The organism is Aquabacterium sp. (assembly GCF_016195855.1).
Taxonomy (GTDB): Bacteria; Pseudomonadota; Gammaproteobacteria; order Burkholderiales; family Burkholderiaceae_C; genus Aquabacterium.
The window spans coordinates 355,759-377,030 of the sequence record NZ_JACPYU010000003.1; the positions used below are offsets into that span (position 1 = coordinate 355,759).

Consider the following 21,272-nt stretch of genomic DNA (forward strand, 5'->3'; position numbering starts at 1 on the left):
AGGGCCATGGCATGGCTCGCCAATACCAAGCTGAAGCTCACGCCATGAGCCTAAGGCTGATCACAATGAAGCGGATGCCCCTGTCAAACAGGCAGAAATAAGTTCAGAGGATCCCCCAGATGGTCAACATTTCCGCATTGATGAAAGCCCTGCCCGTTTCCGGGCTTGAGCCGCAAGAATTGGCCACCCTGACAGGCTTCCTCGACTTGCCTGAGCACCAGCGATGGCACGGGCATATCACCTTGCTGGAGCCGCCTGCTGGCCATCGCGTGCCGTACATCAACCCCGTTGCCGCACTGATCATTCTGTTGCGCCACCAAGGCATGGCCGCAGACGAGGCACCGGCCCACGCGCGCGCCCTGGTCAAGGAGTTGAGGGCCGACATGCCAGATGTACCAACGGCCCGCTTCCTGGATGACTTGAAACCCGATTCTCCGGAATGCCTGCCAGCGGCGACATTTGTCGAGGCACTGAAAAGGGAAGGGCTGATTTCAGAAGCAGTCGCGGAATTCCTCGAAAAGTCCATCGTGGTCGCAGCATCCGTGCCCATGTTCCGGGGGCCGGACAACTGGACCAGCCCCTGGTCGCTTCTTGACCTTCCCGAATGGCCACCCAGCAAAGCGATGATCGAGTTCACCCCAGGCGCACCCTGGATCGACATCGACAGGTGGGGCACCAAAGAAGATTGGCCATCAGACGAGAACCCCTTCATCCAGTGGCGCAAGGCCATCTACCCTGTTGCGCAAGCGCTGGGGCACGCCCTGGGCGAGTCGGTTTACCACTTCGGCGATCTGCATGATGAATTGGACGACGATGCCGTCCATCGCTTCTTGGTGCTGCACTGGTGTTGCTCCCACAAGCCCGACGCGGCGTTCGTGAAGCACCTGGTGACGACCAGTGGCGCTCGGGATGTGGATGAACTCAAAGCCGCACTGATCGACCCGGCAAACTACACCCATCCGTTCAAGATGAACGACGCTCTCCTCGGACTGGAAACATTGCCCTGCCGCATCAGCTACCTGCCACCGGGTGCCCGCAAAACCGTGGCCGTGGTGTTCTCAAGCCCAGAGGCACGCCCAGTGGCTCAGGCCATCCTCGCCATGCAGATCGGTGCCGACGCTCATGTCGTCGCCCCACAGGATTTGGCGTCTTTTGCCTGGATCAGGCAAGCGGCGATCAACTGCCCCAGATGGCGCTCAGACTACATGCAGGGACAGCGCGTGGATCAACCCATCGAAACTCTGGCGTTGATCGACGAGCTGTTTGTCATCACGGGTGAGACCGCTGCATCAAAGGGACTTGACCTGCACCTACACGAATCAGTGGAGGATCTGCTTTGGCTCGCACTGGAAAATGGGATCGCCATCAAGTGCCTCGGCATCGACCGCATGGGGCGATCAAACCCCGAATACTTTTTGAAGCAATGTGGCGCCCCAGAACGAGTGGCTGCCAAGCGGGCACTGCGCACGGCATTCACACGGCAACTCACCGAACTCCGCGTGAACAGCAAGGAGCACAGCAGTGGTTTGTGGGATGCAGAGGGCACCATGCTGACCTATGACCAACTGGATTTTCCATTTCCGTTGGTCAGGCGAATCGCCGCTTGGCAGCGTGACCATGACGAGAACATCAGCGAGCACCCTTACGGACCTCCCGGTTCATTTTGGACTCGCCACAGAAGAGAACAGTGGCAGATCACCAGGGCACTGCAGGCCGAGTTGGGCCCGAGCGTCGCGGCCATGGCCTCGGTTGATGGGGATTGGACGGGGGTTCAGGACCTGCCACGCTGGTGAACCAGCCATTACTCATCTTCGGAACAGACACCCGATCCGCTGCACGACCTGCTTCATCTAGCTCATTCAATGAGCCAGTGATGCTATACCATTTGATACATAAATCCCCGTCGAGGGAAGTTTCGGGGCAAGCACACCGATCAACAGCACTTCTGACGCGTCATGAAGCGCTGCTACCATCCGTGTCACAAAAAGTATCAAACAGGGATTGGGCATGCTAGGACGGCTCATCAGAATCATGTTGGCGCTGACGGCCATTGCGCCAATCAGCGTGTCGCTGGCCTACATCTACGCGGCCAAAGACCATAACTACCAGCTGGCTGCGATCGCCGCTTGTAGTTGCCTGCTCCTGGGCGCATTGGCGCTGTGGATCATTGAACGCGCCCAGGCGGGCTTAGAACGGCTCCCTGTCACCATCAAGAAAGCAAAGAGCGCCGACAAAGAAGTGATTGGCTTCTTCGTGGCCTATGCCCTTCCCTTGGTGTTTCGAGGACAAGCCACACCTGAACCAGGTGCCTGGCTGCTCGCTGCCGGCATGCTGTTGTTTGTTCTGTGGAGCACCCACTCACTGCAGGTCAACCCAGTGCTTGGCATATTCGGGTATCACTTCTACGAAGTGGAGACAGCAGATGGCATCACCTATTTGTTGATATCAAAACGTCGAATCAACAGCGCACTGGCGATCAAAAACGTCGTCCAGTTGAGCGAATACGGAATTCTCGAAGCACCCACCAAGTAAAGCAGGAAGTGAAGCTATGAACCTATTTGCCCTGACAAACAACCCAGCATCTCGAATCCTTCGGTTCCCCATGAGTCAAGCATTGCAGGACTCTGTCCAGGGTCTGTTCCGCAACCAGCGCAACGCCTTTCTCAACGGGATCGCAGAAACCATTGACTTCGACGGTCGCTATCGACCTGACGAAGGTGAACTGCTCGTAATTAAAAATTTCGTCGATGTCGATGGCCTCGTCGACTCGGTGAAGAACCCCCTCGGGATCGAACAATTTGACCCCAAGGTCCACAGCCTTGAGACTGTCAAAGCGATTTTTGCCGGGTGCCCCGATGGCGGGGACCAGGTTCTGGTGCAATTGTTTGAGCAGCGACGGCTGATCGCGACAAAGTCAATCGCACTCTTTTTCAGCGGCAACCTCTTTGACCGCATCACCGAGTCTGGGCTGACCTTGGACAGCAAGCTGCTCGCGGTGTTGGACGGCACAGATCTCAAGTTCCAGAGTTTTCATTTCTTGCGACGGGTGTTTGATGTCGATGACCATTTCAAGGAAGCGACGTCAGCAGAGGTGAAACTCTTTGCGGCCCATGAAAAGCTGATGACAGCTGATGCGGCTGCGTTTGAAGCCACAGCCAGCTCCACGGTACGCCGAAAGATTGCGCTCATCCTTCAATCTGGGGTATTGGATAAACACCCGACGGACCACATCGTGGCCACAGCCAAAACATTCAAGCTGGAGATCAAAACCACACAAGAGGGCAAGATCGAGCTACCGGAAAACCAGACCGACCTGCGCAGGTTGCTGCGGTTCCTGGACGAGGATTACTACGAGTCACCCCTGACTCAGACACAGTACGTCTCGAACTCGAAACGCGTCGCCGACTGATGCTCCCGCCCGAGCGCGCGCCTTGAAAATTTTGCACTATCCTGTCATCAATTGACACGGAATGCTGACTGTCCATGCCCTCAAAGCCCGACGCAGGCGAGATCCTCACCATCAAGGAGATCGCCGACTTTCTCAAGGTGACCGAGCGAACCATTTATCGCCTCGCTGCCGCCAAGAGCATCCCGGCCTTCAAGGTCGGTGGAAGCTGGCGCTTTGTTAGGGCAGAAATCGACATGTGGATTCGGCAGCAGTCCAGCGAGGAGCCTCGCGATCAAGGCCTTGAGCCAAGCCCATCCCTGAATAAAAAGCATCAATGAAGGCGTAAGTCATGCTCGGTTTGACACTACGAGAAGAGTTTCGAGGCAAGCGTCTGAAGGGAACAGCCATCGAGCTGTCCAACGACTCCAACACTGGCGCCACGCAAGTGGCTGCACAGTCGTTTTTGGGAATCACTTACCCCACCCATGATTTGCTCAAGGGGATCGAAGCAGTGGGCCCTAACCAGGGTCGCCCTGTGGTCATCATTGGTGAACGCGGTCTCGGTAAATCTCACTTGATGGCCGCGCTGTACCACGCAGTCAATGACCCGACCTCAACTGGCCAGTGGCTGAACAGCTGGTCCATTACCCTGGGCGATCCGAAGATCGCTCAGATCGCTCTGCGAAGCGGCATGCAGGTGATCGGGGAAAGCCTTCACAGGCAGCGCTTCAAATTCCTTTGGGACCTGCTGCTTGACCGCCATCCCCATGGCACCTACATCAGAGGCAAATGGGAGGGCATGGGCGCATCAAAGACCGACGTGCCATCGGACAAGCTGATCATCGAGCTGCTGGAGCAAACACCAACGATGCTACTGCTGGATGAGTTTCAGACCTGGTTCGACGGGCTGACCAACACCAAGCAGTACCCCTGGAAGACATGGGCATTCAACTTCATCCAGATCCTGTCGGAGATCGCCAAAGAACGCCCAGACCTTCTGGTGCTCGTGATCTCCGTGCGCAATGGCGGCAGTGATGCTTACCAGCAAGTGCACCGGGTGAACCCAGTCGGCATCGACTTCAAGGCGGGCGGCAACGCAGAACGTATCCAGCAGGACCGTCGACGCATGTTGCTGCATCGCCTGTTTGACAACCGCATGCAGATTGCCCAGACCAGCATTGAAGGGCTGATCAAGACCCATGTCGGCGAAGCCTTCAGACTTCACGACGTGCCGTCATCGGAGCATGAACGTCAACGAAACGAATTCTTCGAGGCCTGGCCATTTGCACCACATCTGCTCCGGCTGCTTGAAGAGCAGGTCCTGATCGCCACCGATGCCCAAGAAACACGCGACATGATTCGCATTTTGGCCAACCTGTACAAGAGCCAAGGCGAGTCGGCACCTGTGTTGACCGCCGCTGATTTCCGCATGGATGACGATGCTTCAGGCATTGGTGCCCTGCTCGATTCCGTCTCCAATGAACACCACCGGACATTGCGCGCCAAAGCGCAGCAGAACATCATTTCGGTGACACAGGCCGTGACCAATCATGCGGAGGTTGCGCCACATCTACAAGAGGTCGTTGGTGCGCTTTGGCTTCGCTCGATCGCCGTGGGCAACCTGGCTGGAGCAGACCCTGCCACCTTGCAGATTGACATCACGCGTGGCAAAGCCGTGGATGACAACGCATTCCAGGTAGAGCTGGCCACGATCGTTGAGAACAGCTTCAACATCCATCAGGACGGCGCCAAGCTGGTCTTCAAGGAAGAGGAAAACCCGCGCGCGAAACTGATGGCGTACGCGCGAAACGACAAGCTCTTTAACGACGGGTCGGACCTGCAGCAGTTGGCCAAACAAATCCGATATGTCATCGGTGGCAGCGATGAAGTTGCAAAGACCTTCCGCGTCATCGCACTGCCCAAGTCTTGGCAAACAGATCCTTGGTCCGCGCTTGAGGAGAGCGAGCACCCTGACAAGTGGAATGAGCGCCTACCCATCCTGGTCCTGCCCGAAGAGCCAGACAACCTGGACCAGCGCTTGGGACATTGGCTTAAGGATCACCTGAGCAAGCGCCGAAACACGATCCGATTCCTGCTGCCCAGATCGGGTATGACGAACGTTTTCCTCGACAGGGACCTGCTCATTCTTGCTCGGGCAGAACTGAAGGCTCAGGAATGGAGCAACCAAGGCCCCGACTACAAGAAGCTGCACGGCGAGTTCCAACTCGCGTTGCGCGACAACCTGAAGAAGCGCTTTGATCGCTTCGCTGTGCTGAACCGTTGGAGCTTTGCGGACCCTAGCCAAAGTCGCTTCAGCGTCGAGACACTCAAACAGCAAGGGGCGCAGATTCCAGATGCCATTGAGCAGACATTGCTGAATGACTTGTTCATCCCTGAAGACTTTGCTGAACTCATCCAGATCGCCGCAAGCGAAAACACCTCGGTAGGCAAAGTCCTGCGCGAGTTACAAGAACCTCGGCCCACAGGCTATGACTGCGTGCCCTGGCTTGGTGAAACGGTCATGAAGGAGCGCATGCTCAGGCTTTGCGCACGCGGCAAGATTGCCATCAACTTGCGTGGGCAGGAATACCTCCAGACGCTGCCTGGCGAGGACGAAGAAGCAGCTTGGAAGAGACTTCGCCCCAAGCTTTCGTACACAGGGCGCCAATTGGATGAGGTGTTCCTGATGGAGCCTTCTGCCGTGCCTGCCACGGGCGGATCATCCCCAGGCCCTGCGCCAACACCAGGCGGCGGTACCGGCGACTTGTATGGCGGAGGTGGAAACACAGGCTGGCCCGAGCCCACACCACCGGCTGGCACGGGTGAGCCCAGCCAGGGCAACGGGGGCTCGGGTGGCAACACACCGGGAGATATCTTTGGCGGTGGGGGCTCCCCAGCGCCAAAGAATGGCATCCCGCTCTCCAACCCTGCCACCTCGCCCTTGAACCTCATCGGCAAGCTTGAGGGCTGGGGCATTGGCCCAGCCACTCAGGTGGCAGACGTGGCCATCAGGGTCCGGACTGCGAGTGGCACCCAGATCACGGGCGCGCAACTCAAAGAGTTGCTCAAGAAGCTACCCGACGGCCTGACCTTTGAGTTGAGCCTTGAAAAGGAGGACAAGTGATGGCACTTCCAGCAGCGTTGATCAACACCCTGACACGTGGTGACGCAAAGGCCGCCTGGGCTGCCATCGTCGATCACGCCATGTCCATATGCAGCAAGCCGCTGGCCAGCGGCAACGCGCCAGGTGAGGTGGTCAAGCGAGACCGTGAGGTCGGCACCCTGGACCACTTCCTGACCTCTGCCGGCTGGGATCTTTGGAAAGCCTTTGCGCAAACGGAGCTGTGCGGCGTCGAGCGCACGTCTGACCGACTGGCACGTTGGTGGACAGAGCCTTTCAACGCCAAAGCGGTACTCATCCTTGATGGCCTGTCCCTCCGCGAACTGCCATGGCTGCTGCAAGGCGCAACAGAGCATGGATACACCGTGCATGGGGTTGAGGCTACGGCATCCGAGATCCCGGGAGAGACCAACAAGTTTGCCAAGGCGATTGGCGTCAGCAGCCGCAGCCAGTTGCAGAACAACAGCGCAGGCCTGACCCACCGACTGCAACCTACCGCGACTGAGTCCGTCGATCTGCCTTGGAAAGATTGCGAACACCTTGTCAGCGGCTCACCAAACTGGGTTTTTTGGCACCACTGGCCTGACAGCAAACTTCACGATGGTTCAGGCGCAGGTCAAGGGCTGGATGGCTTGACCAAGGATGCGGCAGAACAGCTGAGCAGTGACGAGTTCTGGTCATTTGTTGACAGGCTCGCGACAGGTCGACGTTTGGTCATCACCTCTGACCATGGCTATGCGGCCACTGGCCTGTTCCCTGATGCCGACGGTGATGTAGGACAGTTCCTGAAGAAGACCTTCGCCGCAGGCCGCAGCACACCCGGCGCTGGCGAGCTTGGCCCCTTCATCCCGCCCGTGGCGCTTGAAATCGCGTCAACACACGGCACACATCGCTTGGCACTCGGCCGCCGCAAATGGAAAAGCCCAGGGGGCTACCCCACCTTGACGCACGGCGGCTTGTCTTTGCTTGAAGTGCTGTCTCCCTATATCGAACTCAGTAAATAAGAAAAACACATGGCAACGAAGAAGGAACAGATCGCCCAAGAGGTCGCCAAAGCTGTTGGCGCCGGCAAAGCGGTCGCACTGGAAACCGTCGACTTCAACGATCCGAATCGCCCCAAGACTTGTCTTGAGGTTGATTTTCCGATCCTGGCTGTGAACCAGGTGGCGGTGATCGAGGGCAATGCCGGCAAACCCATTTACCAGATGTCCAAGTGGTGGGCTCGCCGACGCTCCAGTGTGTTCCGATCCATGCTGATTGCAGCAGCCGCCAAGGCGCCAGACGACAAGTCACACGCTGCAAAGCTGGTGTGGGACAACTATTACGCCAACCACCAGAAGAAAGGTGCATTCAAGCACCTGAAAGTGGCCGACATCTTCATGGGCGGCGGCACCACGCTGGTGGAGGGTTCACGCCTGGGCATGCAAATGGTCGGTAATGATCTGAATCCCGTTGCGTGGTTTGTGGTCAAGCAAGAGCTGGCCAACGTCGACTTGAACGAGGTGAAGCGCCTGCTGGCCGACATCGAAACCGAGGTCAAGCCACAGATCATGCCGTACTACTACTGCGACGGCCCCGAAGGTGAGAAAGGCACCTGGACGCACCTGCCGACCAAACGGGAAATGCCTGCCGACTTTGATCCGCTGGACATACCCCGCTCTGAGCGCAAGGATTACCGCTATGAAGGCCCTGAGGCAATCTACACGTTCTGGGGCAAGCATGGCCCATGTCAAGTAACTGGTTGCGGCCACCGCACACCGATCATGCCCAGCCCAGTGATGGCGGTGAAGTCGATGAGCGTCAAGCATTGGGAACACACCTGTGGTAATTGCGGCGGTGAATTTCATGTGGAAGAAAACGCTGCTCGGATGGCGCCAGATGTGCCAATGTATGTAGCACCTTCAGAGTATCCATTTTCGGCACTTGACAACAAAAAAGGCATCGTCTGCCCACATTGCCACCACGCATCATTCGCCAACCTCGGCAAAGGCAAGAATAAAAAAGTCGAATTAACACTGCTTGTACATCCGCAATGGCTGGCGGGCTCTCCCAAACTGGACGCAGAGGGCCGACCATACGGAGGAGCGGCGCAAGACGATATAGTTGCAACCATGCGTTGGAATCAGGAGCGCGCCTCTCAAATACGACTATTGGAGGTGCGGGGCAATCTTCCTGACAAAGTGACATGCCCTGATACAAATGTAACATTCAGCCCCGATACCGGGACAGTTCCGAAGAAATCGCACTATGCCTGTGCGGCTTGCGGAACGGTACAGGGCGTATTGTCAACAATCAAAGCAACGGGCAAGACCGGACCAATGGCTGCCTACGCGGTGCAAGGCTACGCCCCCAAGCGAAATGAGTCAGGTAAGCCATACAGTGGCCGGTTCTTCGCGCCATTCACATTAAATCATGCCAAACAATACGATGCAGCTCTTATTGAATGGGATGAGCGCAAGGAAACCGATCTCAAGAATTTTTGGCCACGATCTGAGGTCCCATTTGGCTTCATGACTCACATGAACAACGGTGGAATTCCCAACCACGGATTCACTCACTGGTGGACGATGTTTCAGCCACGCCAGTTGCTTATTCATGCACAACTGCTCAAGGCCATAACGACCATCGGAATCTATGACTGGAAAGTGAGAGAGTTTGCACTGGGGGCCTTTCAGCAATACCTTAGGAATCAAAGCCTATTCACGCTATGGAATATTCAAGGCGACAAACTGGAGCCACAGTTCGCAAACAATAATTTTCACCCAAAATCGACAGTCATTGAGAACTGTGTATTCCCTGACCTTGGAAGAGGAAATTGGGCTGCTTGCACAGAGGGTATTGTTCAAGGACTTGAGTGGGCTATTAAGCCATGGGAGGCCGTCAGCCTTGAGGCACTGAAAAGGCATTCCCCTACCTTAGCTGAACAAATCTCGGGCAAGAGCGAAAAGGTTCTACCAGGCGATGCAGTAGGTGAGGTTAGCCTACACCAAGGCTCATCGACAGACCTGGCACACATTCCCACGTCCAGTCTTGACTTAGTCATAACCGATCCACCGTTCGGCGGTTTGTTGCACTATTCAGAGTTGTCCGACTTTTTCTACGTATGGCTTCGTCTGGCACTCAAAGATAAGTACCCTGACTATTTCGGCGTCGAATACACGCCAAAATCCCTTGAAGCCGTTGCCAATCGGGCACGAGAGCCAGAAGATCCGGACGGGTTCTATCAGCGTTTGCTCACGCAGTGCTGGCGCGAAGCACATCGCGTGCTGAAGCCGGGTGGCATCTTGGCTTTCACCTTCCACCACAGCGAAGACGAGCCATGGGTTGCCGTTCTGGAATCGTTGTTTGACGCCGGCTACTACCTTGAGGCAACTTATCCGATCCGTTCGGACGAGACCAAGGGTGAAGGAGCGAAGCCCGGGACGTTTGGTTCACAGACGATCGAGTACGACATCATCCACGTATGTCGCAAGCGTACTGAAGAGCCCAAAGCGGTCAGCTGGGGCCGAATGCGTCGCGAGGTGATGGCTGACGTTCGGCAACTTCAAGCCACCTTGGAAAACCACGCAAAGGAAGGCCTCCCTGCAGCCGACATCCAGGTGATCCGCCGAGGCAAGGCGCTGGAGTACTTCTCACGTCACTATGGCAAGGTCTACGTTGACGAAGGCCGCACCATCTCCGTCCGGGAAGCCCTCATTGGCATCAACCAACTCATCGATGAAGACGCAGATAAAGGCAAGGAGCCCCCACCCGTGAACGCGGAGCCGATCACACGACAGTTCTTGCGCATCTTCGGCCATGAGAATGACATCAAGCGTGACCAACTGCAGAAGTTCCTCAAGGGTTCGATCACCACGCCGGATGATTTTCAAAAGCAAAACTGGTGCACCGAAAAGTCCAAGGTTTTCACTCGTGTGGCTCCCCTCGATTTCGCCAGGGATTGGTCCGGCAAGCACAAGCGTCGGCTCACATCCGATCTTGATCAGGCTCTGGTGCTGATCGGCGCTTGCTTTGATGGCAGCGGCATCAACGCCGCTGACACCCTGAGGAACGAAAACTTCAAGCCGCATGTGGCATTGAAGCCCTTGCTGGAATGGTTGCAGCGGAACATCGCTGACCAGGCCACACGGAATGCTGCGTCCCGAGCGGTGTCGATCTTCAATAGCTGGCAGCAGACCCAAGCACCCGTGCCTCAAACGGTCGACTGGATTAACGAGGGATATTGATGAAGCAAACACTCGACACTGTCTGGCAGCGCCGTGGCACCAGTTGGATCTGGGACGAGGAGGCTCGCAACCTCGTCTGCCACGCCCCTGAGGTCTGGAGCTTGCGACAGTTTCTGCAAGCCGCAGGCCAGTGGCCTGACGACCTGCCCAGCAATGGCGGCAACACCTTGGTGGTGGCAGGTCTGGACGGCGGGTTGGACTTACTTTCGCCGGAAGATGCTGACACATGGTTGGGTGACGCCATCAAGGATGCCATCCTGAGTTTCCAGGCGCATTTTGAAGGTGAGGCTTCATTGATCTTCTGGCTGCCTGCTGGCAACACTCGCCTGACAAGCAACTTGGCAACGGATTCTGTTGAGTGGCGCTGTGCAGCCCCGCACGGCGACAAGCTGTTGGCCTTTGGTCGAATCCTTTGGGGAGAAGCCAACGAGTATCCACAAGAGATCCTGCTGCGCGAGGGTGCCAAGGCTGCAGGCCTCTTTCATTTGCGAATCACCTGAGGCGTGGCAGTGCAAGAAACAGCTTTCCTTCCCGGTGACCGCATCACCCACCCTGAGCTTGGTCAGGGTGTGGTGCTGGACCCTGTGCATGACGGGTTCTTGCGTGCCTTCTTCAGCGTAGGCGAGAGGCGCATACCCACCAATGCAATTCGCCGAGAGCTGTCTCGAACCGAGCGCATCTTGCGTGCTGTTGATGGCGGCATAGATCGCGCACGAAACGCCTGGCTGGCCTATGAGGCACATGCCTTGCCACTGTTGGAAAGCGCGTCTGCACTGACCTCTGCCAAGATCGACCTCCTGCCCCACCAGGTGGTGCTGACCCATCGCGTGGCCACCGCCTCTCCGCGACGGTTTTTGATCGCCGACGAAGTGGGGCTCGGCAAGACCATTGAAACCGCGCTCATCTTGCGTGAGCTCGCAAGCCGTGGTGAGTTGAATCGCGCGTTGATGGTGGTTCCTGCAGGCCTGGTCAACAACTGGCACCGCGAACTCAACGAAGTCTTCAACCTGGATTTTGAAATCTTTGGTTCTGAAGGCGACATCACAGACCGCAAGACCAATGCTTTTGCCAAACACGATCGGTTGATCGCCAGCATTGACACGCTCAAGCGGCCCGCGCGCATGAAACGCCTGCAGGACGCCCCACGCTGGGATCTCGTGGTCTTCGATGAAGCGCATCACCTGACAGCACACCGCAACGGCGGTAAGGTGCGCAAGACAGAGAACTACAAGCTGGCTGAGGTGTTGAAGGATCATGCCCGTGACTTGCTAATACTCTCGGCAACACCACATCAAGGCAACCACTTCCAGTTCTGGATGCTGGTCCAGTTGCTGAATCCGACCCTCTTCGGCGGGCCGGAAGAAATGATTGAAAACCGCCACCGGTTGAATCAGGTCATGTTCCGACGGACCAAGGCAGACGCATGCCAGCCTGACGGATCACCACTCTTCGCGCGACGCTGGGTGCACACCGAATCGTTCTTGATGAACACTGAGGAACGCCTGTTTTACGAGAAGCTGCGCGAGTACCTGGAGGACGGTTTCGATCTGGCCAAACGTCAAGGCAACAAAGGACGCGCCCTCGGCTTCCTGATGGCCATCTTCCAAAAAATTGCGGCCTCCAGTTTTGCGGCAGTACGTCGCACTCTCAAGCGTCGCCTGCTGATGTTGACCTTGCACGAAGCACATCTACGTGACCAAGAGCTTGACATTGAGGGGCGCGAGCGCCTCATGCAAGACGCGCGCGCCATGGTGCACGAAGAGTTCGGGGTTGCTGAGGACGCCATAGGTCGCAGTGAGGTCGACCGTGTTATCGCCGACCTCAAGCACCGATTGATCAAGCGCTTAGATGATGAAGCCTTAGAAATGGCATCGGATCCTTACGGCAGTGAGTTCGATTCGGCTCACGCGGAAGATGCTGCATCAGCCGTGGTGGAGCTGCACCTCCCTGAGGAGCGACTGCGCATTGGTGACCTGTTGAAAGTCTTTCCAACACAACGCGAAACCAAGGCTCAAAAGCTCTTAGATGGTCTGGGCTACCTCTGGCGCCAGAACCCGCATGAAAAAATCGTGATCTTTGCAACCTACCTAGGCACGGTGGATTTGATAGCCAAGGAGATTGAGGCGACCTTTCCTGGCCAGGGGGTGGCCGTGCTGCGGGGTGGCGACCATGGCGCCAAGACGGCGGCTGAGCGCAAGTTCCGCCAGAAGGATGGCCCACGCGTGCTCGTTTGTACTGCCGCTGGACGCGAAGGCATCAATTTGCAATTCGCCCGCATCCTGTTCAACTTCGACCTGCCTTGGAACCCCATGGACATGGAACAGCGGATTGGCCGCATCCACCGCTATGGGCAGAACCACACCGCACAGGTCTACAACCTGGTGCTGTCCGACACGATCGAGGGCCGGATCTTCCTGCTGCTGGACGACAAGCTGACCGAGATCGCCCGCACCGTCGGCAAGGTCGATGACCAAGGCAATGTTGCAGAAGACTTGCGCGCTCAGATTCTGGGGCAACTCTCGGAAAGGCTGAACTACGACAAGCTCTATCAAGAAGCCTTGTCTGACCCAGAGCTGAAGCGCACAAAGGTTGAACTAGAGGCCGCGCTGTCCAATTCGCGTGAAGCCCGTGAGGTTGTGTTTGACCTCTTCCAGGATCTGAACGGATTCAGCCTGGATGATTACAAGCCCCTGTCTGACGTGGCCACAGGACTTGAACGTCTTGTGCGGTTCATGTCAGCAGCAGTCTTGGATCGCCAGCAGCGAATGATCAAAATCGACGACAAGACCTATGACTTGTCTACCGAAGAGGGGGCGCTGATCGTGCGATTCACGTTGGATCGCGAGGTTGCCACTGCGGAAGAGGGCATTGATCTGTTGGGGCTTGACCACCCGCTGGTTCAAGAAGAACTGGGCCGTTGGCGAAGCCTGCCTCCAGAGGATCTTGGCATATCGGTGCAGGCGGATGGGGGCGAGACCGTCGCCCTGTCACTCTGGCGGGTAGAGGCATCTGGGCAGAATGGAGAGCGCCGACAACTCATCCAACCCATTGCCGTACGAAAAGACGGCACCCGGGTACCGTCGGTGGAGCGGCAATGCGATCGATACCTGCGCCTAGCCGAGGCTCGCCCTGCGTTAACTCCCGACGAGCGGCTTCAGTTGTTTTCACAGTGGGTGGAGCCCACCCTCCAAAGAGAGCTTCGTCACAAAGGGGCCGTACCTGGTGACGGCAGCTACGCTGCTGAACTCATCGGCTATGTGGAAGTGGCCGATGGAGCCCAATAAGCAGTTTTCGTAGGCTCCTCATTTGGCATAAAGCTCGTCTCGGTCTGCCCGAGGACGGACGTAGACGGTCCCTAGCGCTGCGTCATCTTCAATGTCCTTCGCAGCAGTCAGGGGCCCGAAGTTGAATCGGTCTTGCGCCAGACCACATGCCACCGAGATGCGGTGGTAGGTGCCCGGAGGAAACAGGTGCTCGGCGACCTTGTTGTGCCTGGGAATGTCCAGCATGTTGACGCGCTGCGCAACATGGCCCACACCCCTATCGACGGGTTGCAGGTACTGTGGCAAAACCGCCCCACCACCGGCCATGAAAACGCGAAGGCCATTAGCCCATGCAGGCGACAGCTTGTACCGCTTGGTCTTGGTTCGCGCAACAACCGCCCTGACGACCTGCTCAACCTCTTGTTCAAACAACCGATCTCGGGCGCGAACCTTTTCGCTTTGCATGCCGGTCTGCTGCACGAATGCGGCCTCTTCCAAGTCACAAGCAATAGGATCGACCTGAGTAGATTCAGGCATCTGAGCTCCAAGCAAGCGATTCTGAAGCAGCATGTGGACGCCAAGAGGTTTCACCTCTGGGGCCCAAATAGGGAACCTATCCTCTCCGTCTCGCTGAATGACCGAAAAGGTGACCACGTCCAATGAGCCGCCACCAACATCAACCAGACAGTGAAGACCGTCGGCACGCTGCGACGATTGAACATAGCCGGCGATCTGAGCCTGGAACTCGGGAATCAGTCCTGGCTCGTCCAACAAAGACTTGGGTCGGTCATTCATCCAAGCAGACACTTGGGGGCTGTCAGCATCCACGCGGCCGGGGACATGCTCCAGCAAGCTGAGCTGCCATGCGAGATGAACGAGACGGAGGTAGGCGATCTTCAACTGATCATCTTCAAGGCCGTTGCTCGGTGTTCCGAGGTTGACCATCCAGTTGACCTTCCTGTGGCGCAATAGATCGCCATGCTCCTTGTAGGTCCACGCGCGAACGTATTGGATCACCAAGGCAAGGAAGACGGCCGCCTCACACGTGGAACGCCGCGACACTGCGGGCATCAGGAATGGGTGTTTGAGGTTGACCAGCACAGATTCACGCGTTGCGCTGGGGTGTTGCCCAAGAACAGCGCGATTGCCCTCCATTACGGAATACTCGGTTGGCAGGGTCAACGCGTCTTCAGCGCAATGAACACCATCCCACCTAACGGGAAAGATGGCATCCATCAGTCCTACAGCCGCCTTGGTGTAAGAGGTACCAAAGTCAACCCCAATGAAAACATCTATGGCATGCTGCCCAGTACGTTCTTCGCCCAAGGACAGTTGGCGGCCAGCTTCAACCCAATCGGGTGCTTCAACGTACTGCCACTGCCGCGTCAACGCTGAGGGCTTGATGGAGCGAAAGGAGACCGGAACTGCAGGTTCTGCCTTAGGCTTCGCTGCCACGGCAACTTGAGCTGGCGTTGGCCTAGCGGCCGCAGGCTTTTCAAGGAGTGGCCTTGCAGCGTTGGTTTGCGGCTGGGACCTGATCTGCTGGGGCTTGGACACCGGTGCCAGTTGGCGTGGTCGAACGGACGCTGCCTCTCGACCAGCCATGGCCCCGGACGGCTTATTGGTTGCAGTCGTGGTTTGGCTGCGACGCTGCGTGTTCAGGGGCGGCCTCACTGGCTGGTTGTGCAACACATTTTTGTTCGCCTGCCGTGGAGCGCTGCTTGGACTGTCTTCCTTTTTTGAGGCCAGGTCGCCCTTGATGGCCTTCAATTGATCTCGCCAATCTTTCATCGCCCGCCTCCCAACACGCGAATCACCCCGAAACAAACCGGAGAGTCATCCGGGTTGAGACGCTCTCTTTGGCGCACCCGCTCACGCTTGAGCTCAATGCGCGCACGCAACTTATCGATCCGCCCCTGCGTGGCTTTGACAAGGCCATGGCGCGCCAGCGCTTTGTGCATGGCCAGGACACCCTCCAGCTTGCCTAACTGCTGATTCAAATGCTGATCAAGCCCATGGAGCTGGAACATCATCCGGTCAGCGTTCTCGTCTTGCTTGCGTTGCAGTGCACGCTGATACGCCCCTTGGATGTTTGAATCCAAGAGGTCATATGCCTCTGCCACCACATTGGCGGTCAGAACACTACCCGCCGCAAGCCAGTCGCGGCCATACAGCCTGGCGGCGTTGATCAAGGCCTCAGCCGCATCCTCATCCAATAGATCAGCCGATGCCAATGGGCAGGCCGCCTTCTGCAACCACTCTTCCTCGCTTACCCCAGAAAATGACCACTTACGGATGGAAAGTGCATAGTCGCCGGGCTTTAATGATGGCACCTGCTCAGCATCAATCTCAACACTCACCAGCCCGTGATGCGCTTGGCCTTTGCTTCGTTCGCCAACAAAGCGCACCAATGGATGAAACTGGTGAATGGCCTCCCATCCACGGTTGCCCGACACGGTGATTTTGTTGATGAACCGGCACTGGCGAGGCAAGCCATTCCCCAAGGCTGACATCCCTGTCTGTCCGGTCCTTCGGCAGTATTCGTCAAAGTCTGCGGCCACAGCCGATGGCAACTGGATCGAATACTCATGAGGGCCACCGCTCTGCCCGAACTGGTGCCCTTGCGCTTGCCTCACTAAAAAGTCTTTGACATAGATGATCAGGTCGTCTTCAGTCACACGGCGAGAGACCTCTTGAGCGGCCTTGATGCGCTCCAATACCAAGCCTCCATGGGCCATCATCTGGGCGGCATTTTTCTCCAAACGCTCCTGCTCGATGCGAACGTTTTCCAAGGACTGTCGCGCTGCCTCAATGGCTCGCTCCTCCTCCTCCGATGTCAGGCGACGCGTCAGAAGCGTGGATTCAAGGTTCTGAATCACTTCGCCAATGATGGGCTCAGGTTCGCCCAAGGCCTGCTCAAATATCTTCAGCCTTGAAAGCAGCCGACTGAAGATGCGTTCGTCAATCGTGCCGCGATACATCAGGTTCCAGATGTGGATGATGTCGGCCTGCTGGCCAAGTCGATCGATACGGCCAATGCGCTGTTCAACGCGCATTGGGTTCCATGGCAGATCGTAGTTGATCAACAGCTTGCTGAACTGCAAGTCGACGCCCTCAGACGCAACCTCCGTCGACACCAAGACCCGGAGATCAGGCTGGTCGCGGAACTGATTGATCAGGTCTTGCTTGGACTCCTGCATGTTGCCCCACAGCAGCAGGGAAGGAATGCCAGCAGCACAGAGCTTCTCGGTCAGATACTTGGCGGTGACGCGGAAGGAAGTGAACAGAATCACCTTCTCACCTGGGGAGGCCGCAAAGTAGTCGCCCAGAACAGCCTTGAGTCGATGTAGCTTTGAGTCGTTAAGCTCAAGCGCCTGGACATCCAGATTTCTGGGGCGATTGGCCTTCAAAAAATCCTTCAAGGATCCACTGACATCTTCGTATTCAAAGTCATTGGACTCGGACTCTTCGCTGTCTTCGACATACACGCTGGTCATGTCGTCAACCAACTCGGCCTGATCGCCTAACCATGCTTTGGCAAAGGCAGCAGGGCAGCTACAAACCTGCCGCTGTGGCGTTGCCAGCAAGAACCCATCTGAAATGCTGTGATGGAAGGCATAGTCACGCGTAACCTCGGTGACATGCTCATAGAAGGCACGCTCTTCTGCCGTCATGGCGACGATCTCGGCCTTGGGTTCACGCTTGGCCCTTTTCACTTGCACGTCGCGTTTGCGCGTGCGCGTGATCACATGTCCGAGCAGGTTGACACGCTCCAGGCCGGCCGCCAGCTCGGAACGATAGGATGGCTCCGCCAGGTCCGCATCTGTAGGCGGCGTGTCTCGCAATGCCGCCAGTTGCCGAGACCTTGCCAGCATGTCATGCGCAGCAGCCTCTTGGATGAAACCATTGATTTCTTCAGCCGTTGACCCGATGCGCAACGCCGCATCTCTGGCCGCCACCAAAGGCTGGTTTGCTTGAACCATCTCCGCAAAGTTTGACCGGTATTGAAAATGGTCAGGGTCACACAGGCGCAGAAGGTGGAACAAATCCTCTCGGTCAGTATTGATGGGAGTGGCAGACAGCAGCACCCGCTGATGCGAAACATCCCGAAGCATCTGCCCCAGTTTGTACGAGGCGCTTTCAGGATTGCGCATGTAGTGGGCCTCGTCATAGATGACCAAGTCCACCAACGGCTCTTCTTCTGCACAGCCATCCAGCAAGTCCGCGAGCAGATGCCGAGAGCCCGGTCTTTTCGAAGTGGCGCTGGCGCCAGGCTTCCAGCCACGAGGTGGCCTCAGCGCCTGGTAGCTGGCAATCCATGCCTTGGTCGGACCGAAGGCAGACGTGTTCTGAAGCTCACTGGTCAAAGTGGCTGCATCCACCATCTGAGACTCAATGCCAAATCGGTTCAAGAGTTCGTCCCGCCATTTTTCCCTGAGCATGGCGGGGCAGACGATCAAAAGTCGCCGCATCTCTTCTCGTGCACGCAACTCCGTCCAGATGATGCCGGCCTCGATGGTCTTGCCCAAGCCGACCTCATCCGCGATCAGGATGCCGCTTGCAGGAGACTCCAGCAATGTCAAAAGCGGTTTGTATTGGTGGGCATAGAAGTCAGTGTTGGTGACGCCCATCGAATAGACCAAGTTGGCCAACCGCCCCGAGAGATGCACATGGGTCAGGTTGCGCCGCAAGTCTTCAGACCGGCCATACCGACCAGCGTCGATTTGTTGATAGATGTCGCCATCACCATCTTCGGCCAGCGCCTCCAGCAGCTCACTGGAGCAATAGTCAGTTGTGCCGTCATGCCATCGAATGGAGTAGTACGGCACCCCATTTCGGGGCCGCTGATTGCCCGTGGCTGTGCCAACCTTACCTGGGTTGTCCTTGCGGCGAACCTGTGTCCCTTTTTCCACGCATACCTCCCTATGTTCGCCATTAATTCTGGAGATCTTCCAAAGATGGCAAGAATTTACCGCCTCATGCCTTACATGCATAGACGCGATTTCCACCAGTCGAGTCCATCATCCTGAGCTACCTGCATGAGCAAGCGCCTGCTTGTTCACGCCAGTCATCCATACGTCTTTGCAAACTGTCCATTTTGAATCATCAAAAGCTCAATATATGAGCCTTTGTGTGCACTAGAATTGCCAACAGCAGCCGACTTGTGACGGCTCGCGCGCCCACAAGTGCAAAGCCTTTCTGGCATCACTTCTGAAAGATTCTTTTCTTTTGCACTGCTACTCATCGGCAGCGCCGTTTGGTTGTGTGGGCCCGATCAAGCGACGCTGCTTTGGAGCACAGAATGCAAAAGAGCAAAATTGAGCATCGTCTTGAACAGCTTCGGCGAGATGCCGGCAAGCTTTCCAAGTTGAGTGACCTCACTCACTACACAGCGCTCGATCTGCAGGCACGTAGATTCGGATACGCAGGCTGGGCAGACCTGCGTCAGAAGTGGCGCAAGGTCCTAGAAGACCAAGCTCCATCGCCAGGCAACCCCCTTGAGCAAGTCGCCTGGGCAACTCGGCAGTTTCTTCGCACATGCGACGACAACGATGTTTACTGGCTGTGCCGTGGTGGCAGCTTGTGGGTTTGGGCCAGTGACGTGCGCGCAGGTGACTTGACCGCACTTGACTTTGTTGTGATGGGCGCCGCGTCAGATTCCGCGACAGTCGAAGAGGCGAAACATCAGCGACTCCTACTGTTGTCGGACTTCGAAAACTTCGACACCCTTTTTGTGTTCGAAGGTGATACCGACAGCGACGGCAATGAGCTGGAGCCTGAGCCCAACATGCAAATTTGGTATGAGCCGACGGTTGCTCGGACGTGGCTGATTGAGCTGGCTGAAGAGCACATTGCCGATGGGTTCTACGGCCAGATCGAGCCGATCCTGCCGGCCTAATCTTTTACGAAGCCCTGTGCTTCATTTGCACGCGATGACGGGCTGCGCTGAAATATGAGCAGCCCGTACTGATGTCCTTGCGATTTTTACTCCAGCTCAACGCTGTCATGTGCGGCAATGAGCATCTTTGGGTCTAGTCAAGTTTGGCCGCAAGATCCGACGCATTCAAATGCGTGTATCGCTTCAACATCTGCAGGGTCTTGTGCCCCGTGATGCTGGCCACCTCCATCGGGTTCAGCCCCTTCTCGAACAGACGACTGGTGGCCTCATGCCGCAGGTCGTGAAAGTGGAAGTCAACCAGCCCGGCACGGTCACACGCCCGCATGAAGGCGCGCTTGATGGCCTCGGTCGTCAGCCCGGGGAACACCGGGCCGGATTTCGTATCTTCTAAAGGCCGCAGCGCAGCCAGCACAGCGCCAGCCTTGCGCGACAAGGGCACAGACCTGGCCTCACCGTTCTTCGTCAACGGCAGGTGGGCCACGCGGCCCGCCAAATCAACGTGCTGCCAGAGCAGCCCGACGATCTCGCCTTGCCGCATGCCGGACTCGATGGCCAGTTCGATCACAGGCAGCAGAAAGGGGTTTCGCGCATCCTCGCAGGCCAACCGAAGCTGAGCCTCTTCCCCCTCTCTGAAACGCCTGTCACGGGCCTTTGGCGCGGCTGGACGCCGCACCATGCGCACTGGGTTCTCAGGCAGCTGAATGCTCCACTCCCTGCGCCCGGTTTCAATCACGTGCGCCAGGTGGTTCAACTCTTTGTTGATGGTGCCGGCTGACACCTCCTTCAGCCGCTCATCACGATACTGGGCGATGTGCTTGCTCGACAACGCGCTCATCTTGAGCGCTGCCAGGGGCCGCTGACGCAAGGCTTGCAGGCGAGATGCCTCAGGCCCCTTGCCGCGCTTCAATGGCGTCACTTCTTTCAGGTAACGGTCGATCAGATCGCCAAGGGTGTTTTTCTCCGTCTCGGTGCGGTCTACGAAGGTCCCCTTGTCCATCTCGTTTTCGATGGACCTCGCCCAGGCCTCTGCCTTTGACTTCAGATCAAACGACTGCGTTTGCTCTGGATAGCCCTTGCGACGGATCTTGGCCCGCCAGTACTGCCCGCGTTTTTCGAAAGTTGCCATCTGCGCCTCATGTAGTGGTTGAGTGCGAGTGCCAGGCCTGACTGCTGCCCCACTGTCCCAAAATTGTCCCAAATTTTGAAACGGGCAAGAAAAAAGCACTTAGCATCGCTGCTAAGTGCTTGATTTCCTTGGTGGGCGGTGCAGGGTTCGAACCTGCGACCCCTGCCGTGTGAAGGCAGTGCTCTACCGCTGAGCTAACCGCCCGAACTCGTTTCAGATGTCTTGTTCGGGTTCGCTGATTAATTTGTC

General features: G+C 57.0%; 13 protein-coding genes and 1 tRNA gene. 10 read left to right on the forward strand and 4 right to left on the reverse strand.

Translation table 11 applies throughout. From position 1 onward, the window contains the following. The first annotated feature begins 119 nt into the window (after window positions 1-119). The 9 genes from HY019_RS03235 (at window position 120) to HY019_RS03275 (ending at window position 14,019) form a co-directional block, all read left to right on the forward strand. The gene (locus tag HY019_RS03235; RefSeq protein ID WP_290688303.1) at window positions 120-1,793 is read left to right on the forward strand and encodes a hypothetical protein; all 1,674 of its coding nucleotides are present in this window, start codon (window positions 120-122) and stop codon (window positions 1,791-1,793) included. 238 nt (window positions 1,794-2,031) lie between these two features. Beyond that, entirely contained in the window at window positions 2,032-2,532 is a 501-nt protein-coding gene (locus HY019_RS03240) for a hypothetical protein (RefSeq protein ID WP_290688305.1), read from the forward strand. A gap of 70 nt (window positions 2,533-2,602) precedes the next feature. After that, window positions 2,603-3,409, forward strand: a complete 807-nt coding sequence (locus HY019_RS03245; RefSeq protein WP_290688306.1) for a Kiwa anti-phage protein KwaB-like domain-containing protein — start codon at window positions 2,603-2,605, stop codon at window positions 3,407-3,409. Window positions 3,410-3,483: 74 nt separating this feature from the next. Further along, window positions 3,484-3,726, forward strand: a complete 243-nt coding sequence (locus tag HY019_RS03250) for a helix-turn-helix domain-containing protein (protein ID WP_290688308.1) — start codon at window positions 3,484-3,486, stop codon at window positions 3,724-3,726. An 11-nt stretch (window positions 3,727-3,737) separates the two neighbouring features. Further along, window positions 3,738-6,512 carry a DUF499 domain-containing protein gene (locus HY019_RS03255; protein WP_290688310.1) on the forward strand — a complete coding sequence of 925 codons (2,775 nt, stop codon included), beginning with the start codon at window positions 3,738-3,740 and terminating at the stop codon, window positions 6,510-6,512. Next, window positions 6,512-7,513 (forward strand): hypothetical protein, encoded by a 1,002-nt coding sequence (locus HY019_RS03260; protein WP_290688311.1) that lies wholly within the window; start codon window positions 6,512-6,514, stop codon window positions 7,511-7,513. Before HY019_RS03255 ends, HY019_RS03260 begins: the two co-directional genes overlap by 1 nt. Window positions 7,514-7,522: 9 nt before the next feature. Continuing rightward, window positions 7,523-10,735: a DUF1156 domain-containing protein gene (locus HY019_RS03265; RefSeq protein ID WP_290688312.1), complete on the forward strand. Its 3,213-nt coding sequence runs from the start codon at window positions 7,523-7,525 to the stop codon at window positions 10,733-10,735. Further along, entirely contained in the window at window positions 10,735-11,235 is a 501-nt protein-coding gene (locus HY019_RS03270) for a hypothetical protein (RefSeq protein ID WP_290688313.1), read from the forward strand. The genes HY019_RS03265 and HY019_RS03270 overlap by 1 nt, the downstream gene beginning before the upstream one ends. Window positions 11,236-11,238: 3 nt before the next feature. After that, entirely contained in the window at window positions 11,239-14,019 is a 2,781-nt protein-coding gene (locus tag HY019_RS03275; RefSeq protein ID WP_290688314.1) for an SNF2-related protein, read from the forward strand. 18 nt (window positions 14,020-14,037) lie between these two features. On the opposite strand, the gene HY019_RS03280 is transcribed toward HY019_RS03275, so the two are convergent. Both HY019_RS03280 and HY019_RS03285 read right to left on the reverse strand, forming a co-directional pair. Next, window positions 14,038-15,789, reverse strand: coding sequence for a hypothetical protein (locus HY019_RS03280; protein ID WP_290688316.1), 1,752 nt, complete (start codon window positions 15,787-15,789; stop codon window positions 14,038-14,040). Further along, on the reverse strand, window positions 15,786-19,007 hold the full coding sequence (locus tag HY019_RS03285) for an SNF2-related protein (protein ID WP_290688317.1): 3,222 nt from the start codon (window positions 19,005-19,007) through the stop codon (window positions 15,786-15,788). Before HY019_RS03285 ends, HY019_RS03280 begins: the two co-directional genes overlap by 4 nt. Before the next feature lie 293 nt (window positions 19,008-19,300). On the opposite strand from HY019_RS03285, the gene HY019_RS03290 reads away from it, so the two are divergent. Continuing rightward, entirely contained in the window at window positions 19,301-19,897 is a 597-nt protein-coding gene (locus tag HY019_RS03290) for a hypothetical protein (protein ID WP_290688318.1), read from the forward strand. A gap of 133 nt (window positions 19,898-20,030) precedes the next feature. On the opposite strand, the gene HY019_RS03295 is transcribed toward HY019_RS03290, so the two are convergent. After that, window positions 20,031-20,894, reverse strand: coding sequence for a site-specific integrase (locus HY019_RS03295; protein ID WP_363302189.1), 864 nt, complete (start codon window positions 20,892-20,894; stop codon window positions 20,031-20,033). Window positions 20,895-21,152: 258 nt separating this feature from the next. Then, a tRNA-Val gene (locus tag HY019_RS03300) sits at window positions 21,153-21,227 on the reverse strand. Between the last annotated feature and the right edge of the window lie 45 nt (window positions 21,228-21,272).

Excerpts from the sequence above, each read along its gene's own strand:
- HY019_RS03260 (WP_290688311.1), top strand. The coding sequence starts at position 6,512 with ATGGCACTTCCAGCAGCGTTGATCAACACCCTGACACGTGGTGACGCA.
- HY019_RS03235 (WP_290688303.1), top strand. The coding sequence starts at position 120 with ATGGTCAACATTTCCGCATTGATGAAAGCCCTGCCCGTTTCCGGGCTT.
- HY019_RS03245 (WP_290688306.1), top strand. The coding sequence starts at position 2,603 with ATGAGTCAAGCATTGCAGGACTCTGTCCAGGGTCTGTTCCGCAACCAG.
- HY019_RS03240 (WP_290688305.1), top strand. The coding sequence starts at position 2,032 with ATGTTGGCGCTGACGGCCATTGCGCCAATCAGCGTGTCGCTGGCCTAC.
- HY019_RS03295 (WP_363302189.1), bottom strand. The coding sequence starts at position 20,894 with ATGGACAAGGGGACCTTCGTAGACCGCACCGAGACGGAGAAAAACACC.
- HY019_RS03265 (WP_290688312.1), top strand. The coding sequence starts at position 7,523 with ATGGCAACGAAGAAGGAACAGATCGCCCAAGAGGTCGCCAAAGCTGTT.
- HY019_RS03290 (WP_290688318.1), top strand. The coding sequence starts at position 19,301 with ATGCAAAAGAGCAAAATTGAGCATCGTCTTGAACAGCTTCGGCGAGAT.
- HY019_RS03280 (WP_290688316.1), bottom strand. The coding sequence starts at position 15,789 with ATGAAAGATTGGCGAGATCAATTGAAGGCCATCAAGGGCGACCTGGCC.
- HY019_RS03255 (WP_290688310.1), top strand. The coding sequence starts at position 3,738 with ATGCTCGGTTTGACACTACGAGAAGAGTTTCGAGGCAAGCGTCTGAAG.
- HY019_RS03270 (WP_290688313.1), top strand. The coding sequence starts at position 10,735 with ATGAAGCAAACACTCGACACTGTCTGGCAGCGCCGTGGCACCAGTTGG.
- HY019_RS03250 (WP_290688308.1), top strand. The coding sequence starts at position 3,484 with ATGCCCTCAAAGCCCGACGCAGGCGAGATCCTCACCATCAAGGAGATC.